A 15,162-nucleotide genomic window follows, 5' to 3' on the forward strand; every position below is an offset into this window, starting at 1 on the left:
GGCGGGGGTGGGACCAAGAGTCTTCGAAGACTATTGGCAGCTTCCTTCGAAGGAAGTTGCACCGGCCCGGACGGCCGCCCCGGATCGTCAGTAGCCTCCGATCATGTTGCCGACGGCCTGTGCGCTGCCGGTGATGTCCTGGCCCACGCCCGCGACAGTATTGCAGGCGGCGAGGGCGAGCGGGACGAGTAGCGTCAGAATGCGGAATGTGGTCATGCCTGTCTGTCCTCCGTGATCTTGGGCGTGTTCTTGGGCCTTTGGCGGGCCGGTCAGTCCTGATACCACCAGACGTCCGGCTGGAAGCCGATCCAGTCGCCATAGATCGGCAGCCGCGCGGGGTAATGCAACTCCTTGCGATGGGCAATGCGCGAGACGTCGGAATACCAGAAGGGGATGACATAGCGCCCGCTGGTCAGCACCCGGTCCAGCGCCCGGACCGTCGAAACGAACTCTTCTTCCTGCTGGGCCTCGAGCATGGTCTGGATCAGCCCGTCCACCGCCGGCGAGTTGATGCCCATCCAGTTGCGCGTGCCGGGTTCGGTCGCGCCCTTCGATCCCCAGTAAAGGACCTGCTCGTTGCCGGGCGAGAGCGACAGCGAGCGGATGTAATGGGTCATGTCGAAGTCGTAGGCGTTGGTGCGCTCCTTGTACTGGGCGCTGTCCACCGTGGTCACCCGCACCTCGATGCCCAGCCGCTTCAGCGCCTCGACATAGATGTTGGCGATCGACAGAATCTCGTCCGCGCCCTGCTGCAACAGGATCTCGAATTCGAAAGGCTGGCCGCCCGCGTTCCTCAGCACACCGTCGCCGTCTGCCGTCCAGCCGGCCTGTTCCAGGAGCTTCGTCGCGGCGCGGATGTTCTTGCGGTTGGCCTCGCCGCCCTCGGCGACGGGCAGGGCATAGCCCTCGATGGCGCCGGGAAGGAGGCTGTCCTTGTAGGGGGCGAGCAGCTCCAGCTCCGCCCCCTCGGCGGGTTTCCCCGGCGCCATGCCGAGGACCGAGTTCGAGAAATAGGACTGGATGCGCGGCTCGATGCCGTTGGTGAGCGTCTGGTTGATGAATTCGAAGTTGAAGGCGAGGATCAGTGCCTCGCGCACGCGCCAGTCGGCGAAGATAGGTTTGCGGGTGTTGAAGGCGAAACCGTCAATGCCCGAGGGGCGCTGGTGCGGGATCTCGGACAGGACGACATCGCCCGCAGTCACCGCCGGAAAATTGAAGCTTTCCGCCCATTTCACCGGGTTGGCCTCGCGGTAGGAAGTGATCTCTCCGGCTTTGAAGGCTTCGAAGACCACGCCGCCATCGCCGAAATACTCGTAGCGGATCTCATCGAAATTGTGCTGGCCGCGATTGAAGGGCAGGTCCTTGCCCCACCAGTCAGGGTTCTTCTTGTAGGTGATGAAGCGGCCAGGCTCGAACTCGGCGACGACATAGGGCCCCGAGCCGATCGGCGCCTCGAGCGACGAGGCGGTGAAATCCTTTCCCTCCCACTGGGCCTTCTGCAGGATCGGGCGGAGACCGAGGATCAGCGGCAGTTCGCGGTCCTTCGCATTGAAGGTGAAGCGTACCGAACGCGGGCCGGTCTGCTCGGCCTTGGCGATCTTGGCCCAGGCCGAGGCATAGCGCGGCGAGCCCTTGGTGCCGAGCGTCTCGAAGGACCAGATCACATCTTCGACAGTCACGGGGGTTCCGTCAGAGAATCGGGCGGTCTCGCGCAGGGTGAATTCGACCCAGCTGCGGTCGGGATCGGTCTCGATCGATTCGGCCAGAAGGCCGCAAAGCGAGAAGGGCTCGTCATAAGAACGGCCCATAAGTGTCTCGACTGTCAGGGTGGAAATGCCGGTGGGGGGATTGCCCTTGATGATGAACGGATTGAGCGAATCGAAGCCGCCCGATTCGCCGAAGACGATGCGCCCGCCCTTGGGGGCATTCGGGTTGGCATAGGGCAGCGACACAAAATCCGGTGGGAGCGCCGGTTCGCCATACATAGCTATGCCATGGCTCGGTTCGGCAAGCAGGGCCGCGGGCATCAGCCCCGCCAGACCGGCTGCGGTTATCGCGGCGAATGCGAAATTGATCGGTCTCATTCTGGAAACTCTAGCTGCCTGCCTGTTTTTCTTGGGCCGGACCCTAGCCAAGCCGGAGAGAATATTCAAACTTTTAGCTTGGATAGCCGCCTGAGGCGGCGTATATAGAGGTTACTGCTCGATAGGTTTCTTGCCTGTATGAAACCTGCCTCATGACTGAACGCCGGCCTCGTGCCGGCGTTTTTTTCATTCACCCTCCGGCATTTGTGATCTTGGCCGCGCTGTCCGCGGTCGTGCGCTGTTCCATTTGCATCCGCAGCATGTAACCTGCTGCCGACGCGAGAAGGAGAGTCTGTCATGAAGGTTGAACTTGGCGGCAAGACCGCGATCGTCACCGGGTCCAATTCCGGCATCGGGCTGGGCGTGGCCGAGGAATTGGCGAAGTCCGGGGCAGATGTCGTCCTGAACTCCTTTACCGACCGGGACGAGGATCATGCGCTGGCCGAGAAGCTGGCACAGGACTATGGCGTGAAGGCCCGCTATATCGCGGCCGACATGTCGAAGCCCGAGGACTGCCGCGCCCTGATCGAAAAGGCGGGTGCCTGCGACATCCTGGTGAATAACGCCGGCATCCAGTTCGTGGCGCCCATCCCGGACTTCCCGACCGAGAAATGGAACGCGATCCTCGCGATCAACCTCTCCTCGGCCTTCCACACAACCGCCGTGGCCCTGCCGATGATGCGCAAGGCGGGCTGGGGCCGGGTGGTCAACATCGCCTCGGCCCATGGCCTGACCGCGTCGCCGTTCAAGTCGGCCTATGTTGCGGCCAAGCACGGGCTGGTCGGGCTGACGAAGGTCACGGCGCTGGAAACCGCGCAGGAGCCGATCACCTGCAACGCGATCTGCCCCGGCTATGTCCTCACGCCCCTCGTCGAGGCGCAAATCCCCGCGACCATGAAGGAATACAACATGGACCGCGAGACGGTGATCAAGAAGGTCATGCTCGAACGCCAGCCGTCCAAGGAATTTGCGACCGTCGAGCAGCTGGGCGGCACGGTCGTGTGGCTCTGCTCGAAATATGCCGAACAGGTGACCGGCACGACGATCAGCGTCGATGGTGGCTGGACCGCGCTCTGATGGCGTTGAAGATCAACCTTGCGCTCCAGGGAGGTGGGGCGCACGGCGCCTTCACCTGGGGCGTGCTGGACCGGCTTCTTGAGGATGGCGAGATCGAGATCGCGGGCATCTCCGGCTGCTCTGCCGGGGCGCTGAACGGTGCGGCGCTGAAGGCCGGGCTGCTTGCCGGCGGACGCGAGGAGGCAAAGGCCAATCTCGACTGGCTCTGGGCGCAAGTGGGTGCAGTTCACGACTTTCGCCTGAATGCCTGGATCGCGCCCCTGATCCCCTTTGCTGCCGCGGTCGGCGATGCGTTGGAAAGTGCGGTACCCTTCTCGCCGCAGGGCATCGCAGCGCAGGTGGTCTCGCCTTACAGCTACGGGCCGTTCTGGGCCAATCCGTTGGAACGCGTCGTGCGCCGGCTGCATTACGATCGGGTCTGCTCCAGCCAGGGACCAGAGCTGTTCATCTCGGCCACCAATGTGCGCTCGGGCAAGGTCCGGGTGTTCGAGGGGGAAGAGATCACGACCGATGCGATCCTTGCATCGGCCTGCCTGCCGACCGTGTTTCGCGCGGTCGAGATCGAAGACAAGACGACCGGCAGGACAGAGGCCTATTGGGACGGAGGCTTCAGCGGCAATCCGGCGCTTTTCCCGCTCTACAAGCCGAGCCTGCCCGACGATATCGTCATCGTCTCGATCAACCCGCTCTGGCGGGACGAATTGCCGACGACCGCACTCGATATCCAGAACCGCATCAACGAGGTGAGCTTCAACGCCTCGCTTCTGGCACAGCTCCGGGCAGTGCGCTTCGTGGTCGAACTGCTCGACCAGGGCAAGGTGCCGCGCGGCGCGATGAAGGATGTGAAGATCCACCTGATCTCGGACGACACGGTGATGAACGATCTGTCGCCTTCGACCAAGCTGACGCCGACACCCTACCTTCTGTTCAAGCTGAAGGAGGCGGGCCGGGCCGCGGCCACGAAATTCCTGCGCGAACACAAGGCGAAGATCGGCCGCGAAAGCAGCGTCAATCTGCGCGAGCTGATCAGCTGATGCCGGGCGGAGGGAGCCGATCCGGTCCGTCATCCTTCTGCGGATAGACCAGGCCGACCGAAATCTGGAGCTTGGCCGCGTCCTCGGTGGTCATGTCGAGCATGATCACGTCGCGGGCGGGCACGTAGATCAGAAAACCGGTCGGCGGCACGAAACCGGTGGCAATGAAGACGCTGAGGATGTCATCGCCATCGGGCAGCTTCGCCGCGATCTCGCCCCTGGCCGGGGTGGAGATGAAGCCAATCGCCCAGCTACCCGCCTGCGGGAAGGGGACGAGGCAGGCGCGCTCGAAGCTGGTCCCGGATTGCGAGAACACGGTTTCGGAGAACTGCTTCAGCCCGCCATAGATCGAGCGGATGATCGGCATCCGCCCGACCAGCCGTTCTGCCGGCTGTATCACCGAACGGCCGATCACGCCCTTGGCGATCCAGCCGACCAGCACGGTGAAGATCAGGAAGCCGATCACGCCGACTCCGCGGATCGGCACGAAGGTGTCGGGGCCGAAATAGTCCTTCACCAGCGTTTCTGGCTGATAACTGTAGGGGATGACTGGCAGCACCCAGCTGTCGATCCAGCCGATCGCCGTCCATGTCAGGTAAAGCGTCAGCACGATCGGGATGACGACCGCGAGTCCGGTCAGAAAGCTTGATCGCAGTCTGGCCATCAGGCCCTTCTTGCGATGAGTCTGGTCTTCGCTCACCGGTCTGCTCTCCGCCTCGGTTCGCCGGTCATGCTAGCAGCCCGGCGGTGCAGGACAACGAATTTGCTGCGCCGCGTCAATGACTTTCCTGCGCGCGCGTCCGGGCGATCCCGGCGGCAATCCGGGCCGCGAGACGGGCGTTGTTCAGGACGAGCGCGATGTTGGCCTGCAAGGACTGTCCCCCGGTCAGGGTGAAGAGCCTGTCGAGCAGGAAGGGGGTCACAGCCTTGGCCGAGATCCCGCCGCGTGCCGCCTCGGCAAGGGCCTGTTCGACGACAGGCATGATGACCTCGCGCGGGATCTCGTCCGTGGCGGGGATCGGGTTGGCGATGAGTTGGCCGCCAGGCAGGCCAAGGCGGGCACGCATCACATGGGACGCGGCGATGTCGGCCGGGTCGTCCATGCGCAACGGGGCCTTCAGGCCCGAGGCGCGTGACCAGAAGGCGGGCAGGTCGTCCTGACCCACGGCGATGACCGGGACGCCGAGCGTCTCCAGGACCTCGAGCGTCTTCGGCAGGTCGAGGATCGCCTTCGCCCCCGCCGCGACCACCGTCACGGGTGTTGCCGCCAGTTCCTGCAGGTCGGCCGAGATGTCGAAGCTCGTCTCGGCCCCGCGATGGACGCCGCCGATACCGCCGGTGGCGAAGACCTCGATCCCGGCCAGATGCGCGGCGATCATCGTGGCCGCCACGGTCGTGGCGCCGGTGCGGCCACCGACAAGGCAGGCGGCCATGTCGGCGCGGCTCAGCTTCATCACGTCCTTCGCCTGACCGAGCCGGTCGAGTTCCTCGGCGGAAAGCCCGACATGGATGCGCCCGCCCATCACGGCGATGGTCGCCGGGACGGCTCCTGCCTCGCGCACTGCGGCCTCGACCTTGATTGCGGTCTCGACGTTCTGCGGGAAGGGCATCCCATGGGTGATGATGGTGGATTCCAAAGCGACGATGGGCGCGCCGCTGGCGCGGGCCTCGGCCACTTCCGGCGAGAAGGTCAACGGTGCGGTCATGATCCGATATCTCCCGATACGTAGTCGGCTGCGGCGCGCAACGCGGCACCAAGGGCAGCGGCGCGGTCGGCGCCGCGGCGTTCAGCGACGAGATGCGCCGCCATGAAAGTGTCGCCTGCGCCAGTCACGCGCGTCACCAGCACGCTTGGCGGGCTGTCTGCAAGCACGGGTTCGCCTGCCTTGCCATCGGCGCAGGCCCGCCCACCGTCAGTGACCAGCACGCGGTTCGCACCCCTGGCCAGCAATCCTGCCGCAGCCTCTTCGGCGCCGCCGAAGCGGGTCTGGCACAGGATGCCAGCCTCTTCGAGATTGACGTAGAGCGTCGCGCGCGGGTGGCCGAGCAGCGGCAGCAGACGTTCGGCCTTGCCGGGGCTGGCCGGCGCCACGCGCAGATCGGCCGCCGCGAAAAGCGGCGAGGCGGCGATCTCTGCCAGAAGTGCCGCAGTCAGGTTGCCATCCAGAGCGATCGGTCCCGACCAGGGTGTCAGCAGATGGCCAAGTCGCCCATCCTGCAGGGGGGCGAGGATGCGCTCGCCCGCGGCTTCCAGCGAATGGGCATCGGCGATGGCGGCCACCAGCCCGTTCGCGCCCTCTACCGCCATGTAACGGTCGGTCGGCAGGTCGACGGAGCGATAGAGATGTTCGGTGACAAGGCCCATCAGATCGAGGCTCGCCACCAGTTCCGCGCCCTCTGCATCCTGACCGACCACCGACAGGAGCGCGGGGCGAAGGCCGAAGCGGCGCAGCGTCATCGCGATGTTCAGGGCAACACCACCCGGCAATCGCGTGATGCGCCCCGGAACGTCGGAGCCGAGCCGCATCGAGGTGGGCGAGCGGCCGATAATGTCCCAAAGGACGGAACCGATGCAGAGGATGTCGGGCGCGTGAGTCATGCCCCGTTCATATCGGAGCAGTCACGCGCCGCAAGCGGGAAGGCGGCTCAGCTGCGCAGGCCGGTCTCTTCCAGAAGGCCCTTGCGCTTGGCCTCGTAGTAATAGCCGCGCGCATACCAGCTGACCGCCTCGTCCTGGTCCCCGTCGGACACGAGCCAGGCGCCGCGCAGGTACTTGACCCCGTATTTCAGGTTGGTTTCGGCGTCGAGCAGGCCCTGGGGGCTGCCCTGATAGCCCATCGTCCTCGCGGTGCGCGGGTCGATCTGCATCAGGCCCATGTAGGTGCCGTTGCGCGCTGTCGGGTTGTACTTGCTTTCGCGGATCACGATTCGGTGGACCAGCGAGACCGGGACATCGTACGCGTCGGCGTATTTCTCGATCTGCTGGGCAAGTTCCGGCGTCAGGGCCGGATATTGCGGGTTGCGGCTGACCTGGGCCGTTTCCTTCGACGCACAGGCCGTAAGCGGCAGGGCCAGAAGAACCGCCAGGGCTCCACGACGGATGAGGTTGTTCACGGGCTGCTCCCTCGGTCTCACGCTTTCGTCATAGTCATGCCGGACGTTGCGCGAAAGCATAGGGTGCGGGCGCAGCGCGGCCTTGCGCGGAACTTTGCCAAGTGCCTAGTCTGCATCAGGGGCTGGCCGGGGAAAGCCGAGATGCAAGTCACTTACGAACGCGACATCGGCGCCCCGCCGGAAGTGCTGTGGAGCGCGCTTCTGACCCCTGCCGTTCTGCAGGCCTGCATGCCCGGTTGCGAAAGCGTCACCGGGTCGCCCGAGGCAGGCTATGATGCTGTGGTGGGGTTCAGGCTGGCCGGCATTCGCGTTCATCTGTCGGGCCGCATCATCGTGACCGATATGGACCCGCCGCATTCGCTTCACATCACTGGCGAAGGCAAAGGCGGCGCGGCAGGGCTGGTGCGGGGCGGGGCGCGGGTGACTCTGACGCCCATCCCCGGCGGCACGCGGCTCGGTTACGAGATCGACGGCGCAGTCGAGGGGCGGCTGTCGCAGATCAGCGGTCGGATCGTGTCGGGCGTGGCGCATCGTCTTGCAGACGAGTTCTTTGCGCGTCTCGGTCAATCCGTAGGCGCGCCGTCTCCCGACGCGCCCGAACCGCCGGGCGGCAAGGGCTGGTTCCGCCGCCTGGCCGGCTGAGCCGCCTCAGCGCATCAGGTGGGCAAGATGAACCGCGCAGCCGGTGAGCGGTGCGAAATCGTCGTCCAGCACCACGACCGAGAACTGCTCCATGAACTCGGCGAAGCGGCCCTTGTCGCGGAAGGCCTCGGCAAAGCCGCAAGGACCGTAGTGGCGGGCAAAGGCGCGGGCGATGCCGCCGACAAGGTAGATGCCGCCGAAGGGCAGGTGGATCAGGGCGAGATTGCCCGTCTCGGTTCCCAGCAGCCGGCAGAAGATTCGCGCCGTCTCGGTCGCAAGCGCATCGGTGCCGCTGTCGATGGCCGGGATGATCTGCGACGTGGTCCAGGTCACCGGGGCGCCGGCTTCGCTGGTGACGAAGGCGTGGAGCCGCTCGACCCCGCGGCCCGACATCACATCCTCGACGCCGGGGAAGCCATGGGCCTTCTCGACAAAGCGCGCGAGCCGCAGGTCGGCTTCGTCGCGGACCGGCATGTTGATATGTCCGCATTCCGAGGCGGGCACGACCCGGCCATATTCGCTTTCGTGAACCGGGGCCGCATTGAAGCCGGTGCCGACATTGACGACCAGCATGCTGGCCCCGCTCTGGCGTGGGCCGTCGATCACCGGGATCAGCCGTTCATGGGCGATGTGGCCCAAGGCATGGCCCGGCGCCTGAAGATCGTTCAGAAGGGCGGAGAAGCGCGCCCCGGTGGCACGGCGCAGCGTCTCGATGTCGATCGTCCAGTCGAGATTGGTCAGCGTTGCCACGCCATCCTTGACCGGCCCCGCCGCGCAGGCGCAGACGCCGTCCACGCGTTCGACGCCCTCCTCGGCAAGATAGCTGCGGATCACGCTTTCCAGCCCGTCATGCTCGGCGTTGCGGTATTTGCGCACGCTGTCCTCGCGCACCACGGTGCCGTCGCTGAGCGCAACGCGGGTGTTGGTTCCGCCGATATCGGCCACGAGGCAGAGGGGGGCTTTGGCCATTGGGTGCTCCGGTGTCAGCGCGAAAGGGCGCGGGCAAGGGCGTGATAGGATGCCTTGGGGGTGCGCTGCAAGGTTTCGAAATCCACATGGACGATACCGAACCGCTTCTCGTATCCAAAGGCCCATTCGTAATTGTCGAGCAGCGACCAGTAGAAGAAGCCCTTCACATTGGCCCCGTCGGCGATCGCGCGTTCGGTCGCGCGAAGATGCGCGAACAGGAAATCCTCGCGCACATGGTCGTTGACCGCGCCGTTGATGACTTCGTCGGCATTGGCCATGCCGTTTTCAGTCACGTAGATCGGCAGGTCGCCGACATAGTCGCGCGCCATGCGGGTCAGGAAACCGTAAAGGCCCTCGGGATAGATCTCCCAGCCCATCTGCGTCTTGGGCAGCGGCCCAACCACATCTCGGGTCGAGGGCCAGGGTGTGTCGGGGGCGAAGGCGTGGATGTGGCGTGTGTAGTAGTTCACCCCCAGCCAGTCGAGCGGCTGGCTGATGCGGACCATGTCCTCTTCCCAGCCGACGGGCATATGGGGGGCGAGACCCGCCAGCGCCTCGTCGGGGTAGGTGCCCTTCGTGATCCCCTCGATGAACCAACGGTTGAAGATCGCGTCCTGCGTGGCCGAGGCGAGCATGTCGGCCGCGTTGTCGGAGGCCGGCGTGCAATGGTCGAAGTTCAGGACGATGCCAAGGTTCGGCTGGCCCATCCCGCGCAACCTCTCGACTGCCGCCCCATGGCCGAGCAGGACATGGTGCATGGCACGGGCGGCCGCGCGAATGTCCCGCAGACCCGGCGCATGATGGCCGAGGAAGTGCGACAGCCACGCGACGCACCAGGGTTCGTTGATCGTGGCAATGGCGGCGACCCGGTCGCCGATGCGGCGGGTGATGATCTCGGCGAAATCGGCAAACCAGTGCGCGACGTCACGGTTGGTCCAGCCGCCAAGATCGGCAAGCGCCGAGGGCATTTCCCAGTGATAGAGCGTCTGGAACGGCTTCAGCCCGCGTTCGAGGATGCCGTCCACGAGCCGGTCGTAGAAATCCAGCCCTTCGGCATTCACAGGACCGCGCCCCTCGGGCAGCACCCGTGCCCAGGAGGTGGAGAAACGGTAGGCATCGAAATTACCCTGCGTCAGCAGGTCCAGGTCGTCTTCCCACAGGTGGTAGTGGTCGCAGGCGACCGCGCCGTCCTCGGCCCTGACCACGTTGCCTGGCGTTGCCGCGAATGTGTCCCAATGGCAGGGGCCGCAGCCCCCGAAACCGCTGCCCTCGATCTGGTACGCGGCTGTCGCGGCCCCGAACAGGAAGTCCTCGGGAAAATCGGTGCGAGTGATCTTCATGGCCCTTGCCTTTCTGCGGCACGGTCGCGCCGGGGGGCGGGCCCGGTCGACTGACCGATGATCAGGTCCGCTTCCAGCAGGCGCTCCAACGGACCGGTCTCGGGGTTGGAGATGATCTGGATCAGCATTTCGGCCGCTTGACGCCCAGCCTCGCGAACCGACGACCGGGTTGCGGTATAGATCGGGACGTCCTCGCCATTGCTGAAATAGCTCAGTTCGTCGTCATGGATGATGATGGAGACATCGCGCCCGACCTTCAGCCCCATCTCCTCGACCGCGCGACGGACGCCGAGGCCCGGGATCATCATCGAGACAAGAAAAGCCGTTGGCGGATCGGGCAGGGCGAGCATGGCGCGCGCGGCGCGGTAGCCATTGAACTCGGTCATCTCGTCGGAAAACATCAGCGCCGGATCCTGCATAATCCCGCGCGACGCCAGCGCATCCAGGTAGCCGGTGCGGCGGCGGATGGCGAAATCCATGAACTCGAGGCCGTTTATCAGCGCCAACCGCCGGTGACCCAGATCGAGCAGGAACTCGGTCGCCCGCTGGAAGGCGCGCCGGTTGTTCACGTCGAGCCAGGAATAGGGCTCGTCCGTGCCGGTCGAGCGGCCATGGACGACGAAGGGAATGCCGATCTCGCGCAAGAGGGGGATACGGGGGTCGCGCTGGCGTGGTCCGTGGACGATGACGCCATCGACGATCCCTCGCGAGCGCATGTCGCGATACACGCGGTCCTCGCCCTCGTCGGGGGCGATCGTAAGGACCATGTCGTAGCCGTAGCGAAGATAGGTCTCGCCCGCGCCGGCGATGAAGTCCGCGAAAACCGGGTTGACCATCTCGTGTTTGGACGACACCGGAACGACATGACCGATCGCCATGGCGCGGCCTGTCGCAAGGCGGATGGCGCGGGTGTTCGGGCGGTAGTTGTGGCGCTTGGCTGCGGCGAGGACGCGGGCGCGCGTTTCCTCGTTCACCTCCGGATAGCCGTTGAGGGCGCGACTGACCGTCGTCGGCGAAAGGCCGAGTTTCGTGGCCAGTTCCTTGAGGTTCATTCTTGCCGCGCGTCCAAAACGGTTTCAGTCGCATTCGACCATAGCCAAGGGTTTTCGATGCGTCAAAGCGAAAGGTGCATTTTGCATATGCAGCACAAGGCATTCCGCAGCGCGCGAGCCCGGATGTCCGATCGGCGAACCAGCTGCGAATTGACTTGGAGACTGACCTGCGCCAATGTGCGGCGTCCAAAGCGGTTTGAACGATTCTGCCGCAAGGGAGTTTGGACGCCCGGCCACATGCCGGGCGCTGTTGGGAGGATACCGATGTATGTGAAATATCTGGCAGGCGCCGCCGCGCTTGCGCTTGCCGCCGGAGCCGCCGATGCCCGCGACATGATCTTTCCGGTCGGCGAAGGCGCCTTCAACTGGAAGAGCTTCGACGACTTCAAGGCCGCCCACGATCTTAAGGGGCAGACGCTGACGATCTTCGGGCCCTGGCGCGGTGAGGATCAGGTGCTGGTCGACAACATGCTGGCCTATTTCGAAGCGGCGACCGGTGCGACGGTCAACTACTCCTCGTCCGAAAACTACGAACAGCAGATCGTCATCGACACCCAGGCGGGCAGCCCGCCCGACATTGCCATCCTGCCGCAACCCGGCCTGATCGCTGACCTTGCCGCGAAGGGTCTCGTGACGCCGCTCGGACAAGAGACGGCCGACTGGCTGAAAGAGAATTACGCCGCGGGCGAAAGCTGGGTCAAACTTGGCACCTACAAGGGCGCGGATGGCACGCCGCAGCTTTTCGCCTTCCCCTACAAGATCGATGTGAAGTCGCTGGTCTGGTACTCGCCTGACAACTTCGAGGATGCTGGCTACGAAGTGCCGCAGACGATGGAGGACCTCAAGGCGCTGACCGAGCAGATCGTCGCCGATGGCGGTACGCCCTGGTGCATCGGCCTTGGCTCGGGCGGGGCCACCGGCTGGCCCGCGACCGACTGGGTCGAGGACCTGATGCTGCGCACGCAGAGCCCCGATACCTATGACCAGTGGACAAGCCACGGCATCCCGTTCAATGACCCTGCCGTGGTCGGTGCGATCGACGAATTCGGCTGGTTCGCCAAGAACGACACGTTCGTCGCCGGTGGATCGAAAGCCGTCGCCTCGACCGACTTCCGCGACAGCCCGAAGGGACTCTTCACCTCGCCGCCCCAGTGCTACATGCACCGCCAGGCTTCGTTCATTCCGTCCTTCTTCCCCGAAGGCACCAAGATGGGCGTCGATGCCGACTTCTTCTACTTCCCGGCCTATGCCGGCAAGGACCTCGGCAAGCCGGTGCTTGGCGCGGGCACGCTCGCCTTCATCACCAAGGACGGCGCGGCTTCGCGTGCCTTCATCGACTGGCTGGAGACCCCGATCGCGCATGAAGTCTGGATGGCGCAGAAGAGCTTCCTGTCGCCCTACAAGGGCGCCAATGCCGAACTTTACGCCGATCCGACGATGAAGAAGATGGGCGAGATCCTGCTCTCTGCCGACACCTTCCGGTTCGATGGATCCGACCTGATGCCGGGCGCGGTGGGCGCGGGCACCTTCTGGACCGGCATGGTCGATTTCGTGGGCGGCAAGTCCGCGCAGGACGTCGCCAACACGATCGAAGCCTCCTGGCCGAAATGATCGGCTGACAACGTCGGCGGGACCGGTCCGCAAGGGGCCGGTCCCGACACCGAAGGTTTGCGCCTTATCAGGGGGAGGGGCGGATGAATCCCGCGATCCAGGCAGTTCTGACCGTAGCCATCGGCGTCGGCGGATGCGTTCTCTACTTCTGGCTGTCGAACCTCTTCCTCGACAAGGTCCTGTATCCGCCGCGTGGGCCGAATGCCGGGCGGAACATCAACCGCGCTAACATGATCCGGCCCTGGCTGTTCCTGTTGCCAGCGATGATCGCGCTTGGCCTCTACCTTGCCTATCCGGTCTTCGCGACCTTCTGGCTGTCGCTCCACAAGGATGTCGGCGCGACCAAGCAGTTCGTCGGCCTCGACAATTACCGCCAGATGATGACCGAGGGCAAATTCTGGGAATCCATGCGCAACAACATGCTGTGGCTGATCGTCGTTCCGGCGATGGCCACCGCCTTCGGACTTCTGGCCGCGCAACTGACCGACCGGCTGAAATGGGGCAACTTCGCCAAGTCGATGATCTTCATGCCGATGGCGATCAGCTTTGTCGGTGCCTCGGTGATCTGGAAGCTGATCTATGACTCGCGCCCGGCGGGGCAGGAGCAGATCGGCATCCTGAACGCGGTCTATGTCTGGATGACCGGCAATGATCCGCAGCAATGGCTGCAGATCCCGTTCTGGAACAACCTGTTCCTGATGGTGGTGCTGGTCTGGATCCAGGCAGGCTTCGCCATGGTGATCCTGTCGGCCGCCCTGCGCGGCATTCCGGAAGAAACCATCGAGGCGGCGATCCTCGACGGGGCAGGACCGTTCCAGATCTTCTTCAAGATAAAGGTCCCGCAGATCATGCCGACCATCGTCGTCGTCTGGACCACGATCACCATCACCGTGCTCAAGGTCTTCGACATCGTGCTGGCCATGACCAACGGCCAGTGGGAGACGCAGGTTCTGGCAAACTACATGTACGACAAGTTCTTCCGCGCCTTCGACGTGGGCGTGGGCTCGGCGGCGGCGATGATCATCATGCTTCTGGTGACGCCGATCCTGGTGTGGAACGTCCACAACGCCCGGAAGGAGATGCGCTGATGGAAAACATCGCCGGTCAGAAATCGGGTCTCAGCTGGGCTGTCCAGATCTCGACGATCCTTCTCGTGCTCCTCTGGGTGCTGCCGACCTTCGGCCTGTTCGTGTCGTCCTTCCGCACCACCGACCAGATTTCCACGAGCGGCTGGTGGCGGGCGCTGTCCACGCAGGAGCGCCAGCTCCCACCGATCCGGGTGGAAGGCACCGAGACGCAGAAAGACGGTCTCTTCGTGATCGACGGCACCCTCTTTCCGAAGGGCGGCACGACCGTAAGCGCCTGGGGCACCAGTTCGAAAGAGCCGACGGCCTACGAGGCAGGCGCGACGGCTGAGTTGAACGACGGGGTGACGCTGAGCGTGAAAGAGGATGGCACCTTCACGCTGACCTCGCCGACATCGACCGCCGACATGCGCCTGCCGCGGATCTTCACCACAGCCTCGGCTCCGCCAGAATTCACGCTGAACAACTATTCCAACGTCATCTTCAGCCCGCTCGCGGGGCAGAGCATCGGCCAGGCCTTCCTCAACACGGCCACGGTGGCGATCCCCGCCACGATCATCCCGATCCTGATCGCCGCCTTCGCTGCCTATGCGCTGGCCTGGATGGAGTTCCCCGGTCGGGCGCTTCTGGTGGCGGCGGTTGTGGCGCTTCTTGTCGTGCCGCTGCAACTGGCGCTGAGCCCGCTTCTTCAGTTCCATAACTGGATCGGGATCGGGAAGGGCTACCTCGGCATCTGGCTGGCCCATACCGGCTTTGGCCTGCCGCTCGCCATCTACCTTCTGCGCAACTACATGGTCGGCCTGCCGCGCGACATCATCGAGAATGCGCGGGTGGATGGGGCGACCGAGTTCCAGATCTTCACCAAGATCATCCTGCCGCTGTCCTTTCCGGCGCTGGCAAGCTTTGCGATCTTCCAGTTCCTTTGGACCTGGAACGACCTTCTGGTGGCGCTGGTGTTCCTGGGCACCGGCAATGACCAGCAGGTGCTGACGGCCAACCTCGTGAACCTGATGGGCAGCCGGGGCGGCGACTGGGAGATCCTTGCAACCTCGGCCTTCGTGTCGATCCTCGTGCCGCTGATCGTGTTCTTCTCGCTTCAGCGGTTCCTCGTGCGCGGCCTTCTGGCCGGCTCGGTCAAGTAAACGGAAACAATG

The 15,162-nt window shown here is 64.6% G+C and carries 15 protein-coding genes; 6 read left to right on the top strand and 9 right to left on the bottom strand.

Annotation, left to right across the window (positions count from 1 at the left end):
* Positions 1-87: 87 nt before the first annotated feature.
* A complete protein-coding gene (locus L0V05_RS20530; protein ID WP_255683769.1) occupies positions 88-216 on the bottom strand; it encodes a hypothetical protein in 129 nt (42 codons plus the stop codon).
* Positions 217-269: 53 nt separating this feature from the next.
* The gene (locus L0V05_RS13545) at positions 270-2,084 is read right to left on the bottom strand and encodes an extracellular solute-binding protein (protein WP_406565974.1); all 1,815 of its coding nucleotides are present in this window, start codon (positions 2,082-2,084) and stop codon (positions 270-272) included.
* Positions 2,085-2,381: 297 nt separating this feature from the next.
* Between L0V05_RS13545 and L0V05_RS13550 the strand changes: the two genes are divergently transcribed.
* Both L0V05_RS13550 and L0V05_RS13555 read left to right on the top strand, forming a co-directional pair.
* Entirely contained in the window at positions 2,382-3,161 is a 780-nt protein-coding gene (locus L0V05_RS13550) for a 3-hydroxybutyrate dehydrogenase (protein WP_234871321.1), read from the top strand.
* A complete protein-coding gene (locus L0V05_RS13555) occupies positions 3,161-4,195 on the top strand; it encodes a patatin-like phospholipase family protein (RefSeq protein WP_234871323.1) in 1,035 nt (344 codons plus the stop codon). The genes L0V05_RS13550 and L0V05_RS13555 overlap by 1 nt, the downstream gene beginning before the upstream one ends.
* Here the strand turns inward: L0V05_RS13555 and L0V05_RS13560 are convergent.
* The 4 genes from L0V05_RS13560 to L0V05_RS13575 form a co-directional block, all read right to left on the bottom strand.
* Positions 4,188-4,895 (bottom strand): DUF502 domain-containing protein, encoded by a 708-nt coding sequence (locus L0V05_RS13560; RefSeq protein ID WP_319937859.1) that lies wholly within the window; start codon positions 4,893-4,895, stop codon positions 4,188-4,190. The two genes, L0V05_RS13555 and L0V05_RS13560, sit on opposite strands and share 8 nt — an antisense overlap.
* A 76-nt stretch (positions 4,896-4,971) precedes the next feature.
* Complete coding sequence (locus L0V05_RS13565) at positions 4,972-5,901, bottom strand: pseudouridine-5'-phosphate glycosidase (RefSeq protein WP_234871324.1); 930 nt, start codon at positions 5,899-5,901, stop codon at positions 4,972-4,974.
* On the bottom strand, positions 5,898-6,794 hold the full coding sequence (locus L0V05_RS13570; protein ID WP_234871326.1) for a PfkB family carbohydrate kinase: 897 nt from the start codon (positions 6,792-6,794) through the stop codon (positions 5,898-5,900). The genes L0V05_RS13565 and L0V05_RS13570 overlap by 4 nt, the downstream gene beginning before the upstream one ends.
* A gap of 47 nt (positions 6,795-6,841) precedes the next feature.
* The gene (locus L0V05_RS13575; RefSeq protein ID WP_234871328.1) at positions 6,842-7,309 is read right to left on the bottom strand and encodes a transglycosylase SLT domain-containing protein; all 468 of its coding nucleotides are present in this window, start codon (positions 7,307-7,309) and stop codon (positions 6,842-6,844) included.
* Positions 7,310-7,450: 141 nt separating this feature from the next.
* Here L0V05_RS13575 and L0V05_RS13580 point away from each other — a divergent pair, with 141 nt between their 5' ends.
* The gene (locus L0V05_RS13580) at positions 7,451-7,951 is read left to right on the top strand and encodes an SRPBCC family protein (RefSeq protein ID WP_234871330.1); all 501 of its coding nucleotides are present in this window, start codon (positions 7,451-7,453) and stop codon (positions 7,949-7,951) included.
* Positions 7,952-7,957: 6 nt separating this feature from the next.
* Here the strand turns inward: L0V05_RS13580 and L0V05_RS13585 are convergent, their stop codons facing one another.
* The 3 genes from L0V05_RS13585 to L0V05_RS13595 are packed head-to-tail and all read right to left on the bottom strand — an operon-like array spanning position 7,958 to position 11,312.
* The gene (locus L0V05_RS13585; protein ID WP_234871332.1) at positions 7,958-8,920 is read right to left on the bottom strand and encodes a glucokinase; all 963 of its coding nucleotides are present in this window, start codon (positions 8,918-8,920) and stop codon (positions 7,958-7,960) included.
* Between the two features lie 14 nt (positions 8,921-8,934).
* The gene (locus tag L0V05_RS13590; RefSeq protein WP_234871334.1) at positions 8,935-10,260 is read right to left on the bottom strand and encodes a GH1 family beta-glucosidase; all 1,326 of its coding nucleotides are present in this window, start codon (positions 10,258-10,260) and stop codon (positions 8,935-8,937) included.
* The gene (locus L0V05_RS13595) at positions 10,257-11,312 is read right to left on the bottom strand and encodes a LacI family DNA-binding transcriptional regulator (RefSeq protein ID WP_234871336.1); all 1,056 of its coding nucleotides are present in this window, start codon (positions 11,310-11,312) and stop codon (positions 10,257-10,259) included. The genes L0V05_RS13590 and L0V05_RS13595 overlap by 4 nt, the downstream gene beginning before the upstream one ends.
* A gap of 264 nt (positions 11,313-11,576) precedes the next feature.
* Here L0V05_RS13595 and L0V05_RS13600 point away from each other — a divergent pair, with 264 nt between their 5' ends.
* From L0V05_RS13600 to L0V05_RS13610, 3 genes are all read left to right on the top strand, one after another.
* Positions 11,577-12,923, top strand: a complete 1,347-nt coding sequence (locus L0V05_RS13600) for an ABC transporter substrate-binding protein (RefSeq protein WP_234871338.1) — start codon at positions 11,577-11,579, stop codon at positions 12,921-12,923.
* 83 nt (positions 12,924-13,006) lie between these two features.
* Positions 13,007-14,011 (top strand): carbohydrate ABC transporter permease, encoded by a 1,005-nt coding sequence (locus tag L0V05_RS13605; protein ID WP_234871340.1) that lies wholly within the window; start codon positions 13,007-13,009, stop codon positions 14,009-14,011.
* Positions 14,011-15,150: a carbohydrate ABC transporter permease gene (locus L0V05_RS13610; protein WP_234871342.1), complete on the top strand. Its 1,140-nt coding sequence runs from the start codon at positions 14,011-14,013 to the stop codon at positions 15,148-15,150. The genes L0V05_RS13605 and L0V05_RS13610 overlap by 1 nt, the downstream gene beginning before the upstream one ends.
* Positions 15,151-15,162: the final 12 nt, after the last annotated feature.

Source organism: Alitabrizicola rongguiensis (genome assembly GCF_021491355.1).
GTDB classification, from domain to species: domain Bacteria; phylum Pseudomonadota; class Alphaproteobacteria; order Rhodobacterales; family Rhodobacteraceae; genus Aliitabrizicola; species Aliitabrizicola rongguiensis.

Bases quoted from the DNA above. Each gene is read 5' to 3' on its own strand.
- L0V05_RS20530 (WP_255683769.1), bottom strand. From the start codon at position 216: ATGACCACATTCCGCATTCTGACGCTACTCGTCCCGCTCGCCCTCGCC.
- L0V05_RS13545 (WP_406565974.1), bottom strand. From the start codon at position 2,084: ATGAGACCGATCAATTTCGCATTCGCCGCGATAACCGCAGCCGGTCTG.
- L0V05_RS13550 (WP_234871321.1), top strand. From the start codon at position 2,382: ATGAAGGTTGAACTTGGCGGCAAGACCGCGATCGTCACCGGGTCCAAT.
- L0V05_RS13555 (WP_234871323.1), top strand. From the start codon at position 3,161: ATGGCGTTGAAGATCAACCTTGCGCTCCAGGGAGGTGGGGCGCACGGC.
- L0V05_RS13565 (WP_234871324.1), bottom strand. From the start codon at position 5,901: ATGACCGCACCGTTGACCTTCTCGCCGGAAGTGGCCGAGGCCCGCGCC.
- L0V05_RS13570 (WP_234871326.1), bottom strand. From the start codon at position 6,794: ATGACTCACGCGCCCGACATCCTCTGCATCGGTTCCGTCCTTTGGGAC.
- L0V05_RS13580 (WP_234871330.1), top strand. From the start codon at position 7,451: ATGCAAGTCACTTACGAACGCGACATCGGCGCCCCGCCGGAAGTGCTG.
- L0V05_RS13585 (WP_234871332.1), bottom strand. From the start codon at position 8,920: ATGGCCAAAGCCCCCCTCTGCCTCGTGGCCGATATCGGCGGAACCAAC.
- L0V05_RS13590 (WP_234871334.1), bottom strand. From the start codon at position 10,260: ATGAAGATCACTCGCACCGATTTTCCCGAGGACTTCCTGTTCGGGGCC.
- L0V05_RS13595 (WP_234871336.1), bottom strand. From the start codon at position 11,312: ATGAACCTCAAGGAACTGGCCACGAAACTCGGCCTTTCGCCGACGACG.
- L0V05_RS13600 (WP_234871338.1), top strand. From the start codon at position 11,577: ATGTATGTGAAATATCTGGCAGGCGCCGCCGCGCTTGCGCTTGCCGCC.
- L0V05_RS13605 (WP_234871340.1), top strand. From the start codon at position 13,007: ATGAATCCCGCGATCCAGGCAGTTCTGACCGTAGCCATCGGCGTCGGC.
- L0V05_RS13610 (WP_234871342.1), top strand. From the start codon at position 14,011: ATGGAAAACATCGCCGGTCAGAAATCGGGTCTCAGCTGGGCTGTCCAG.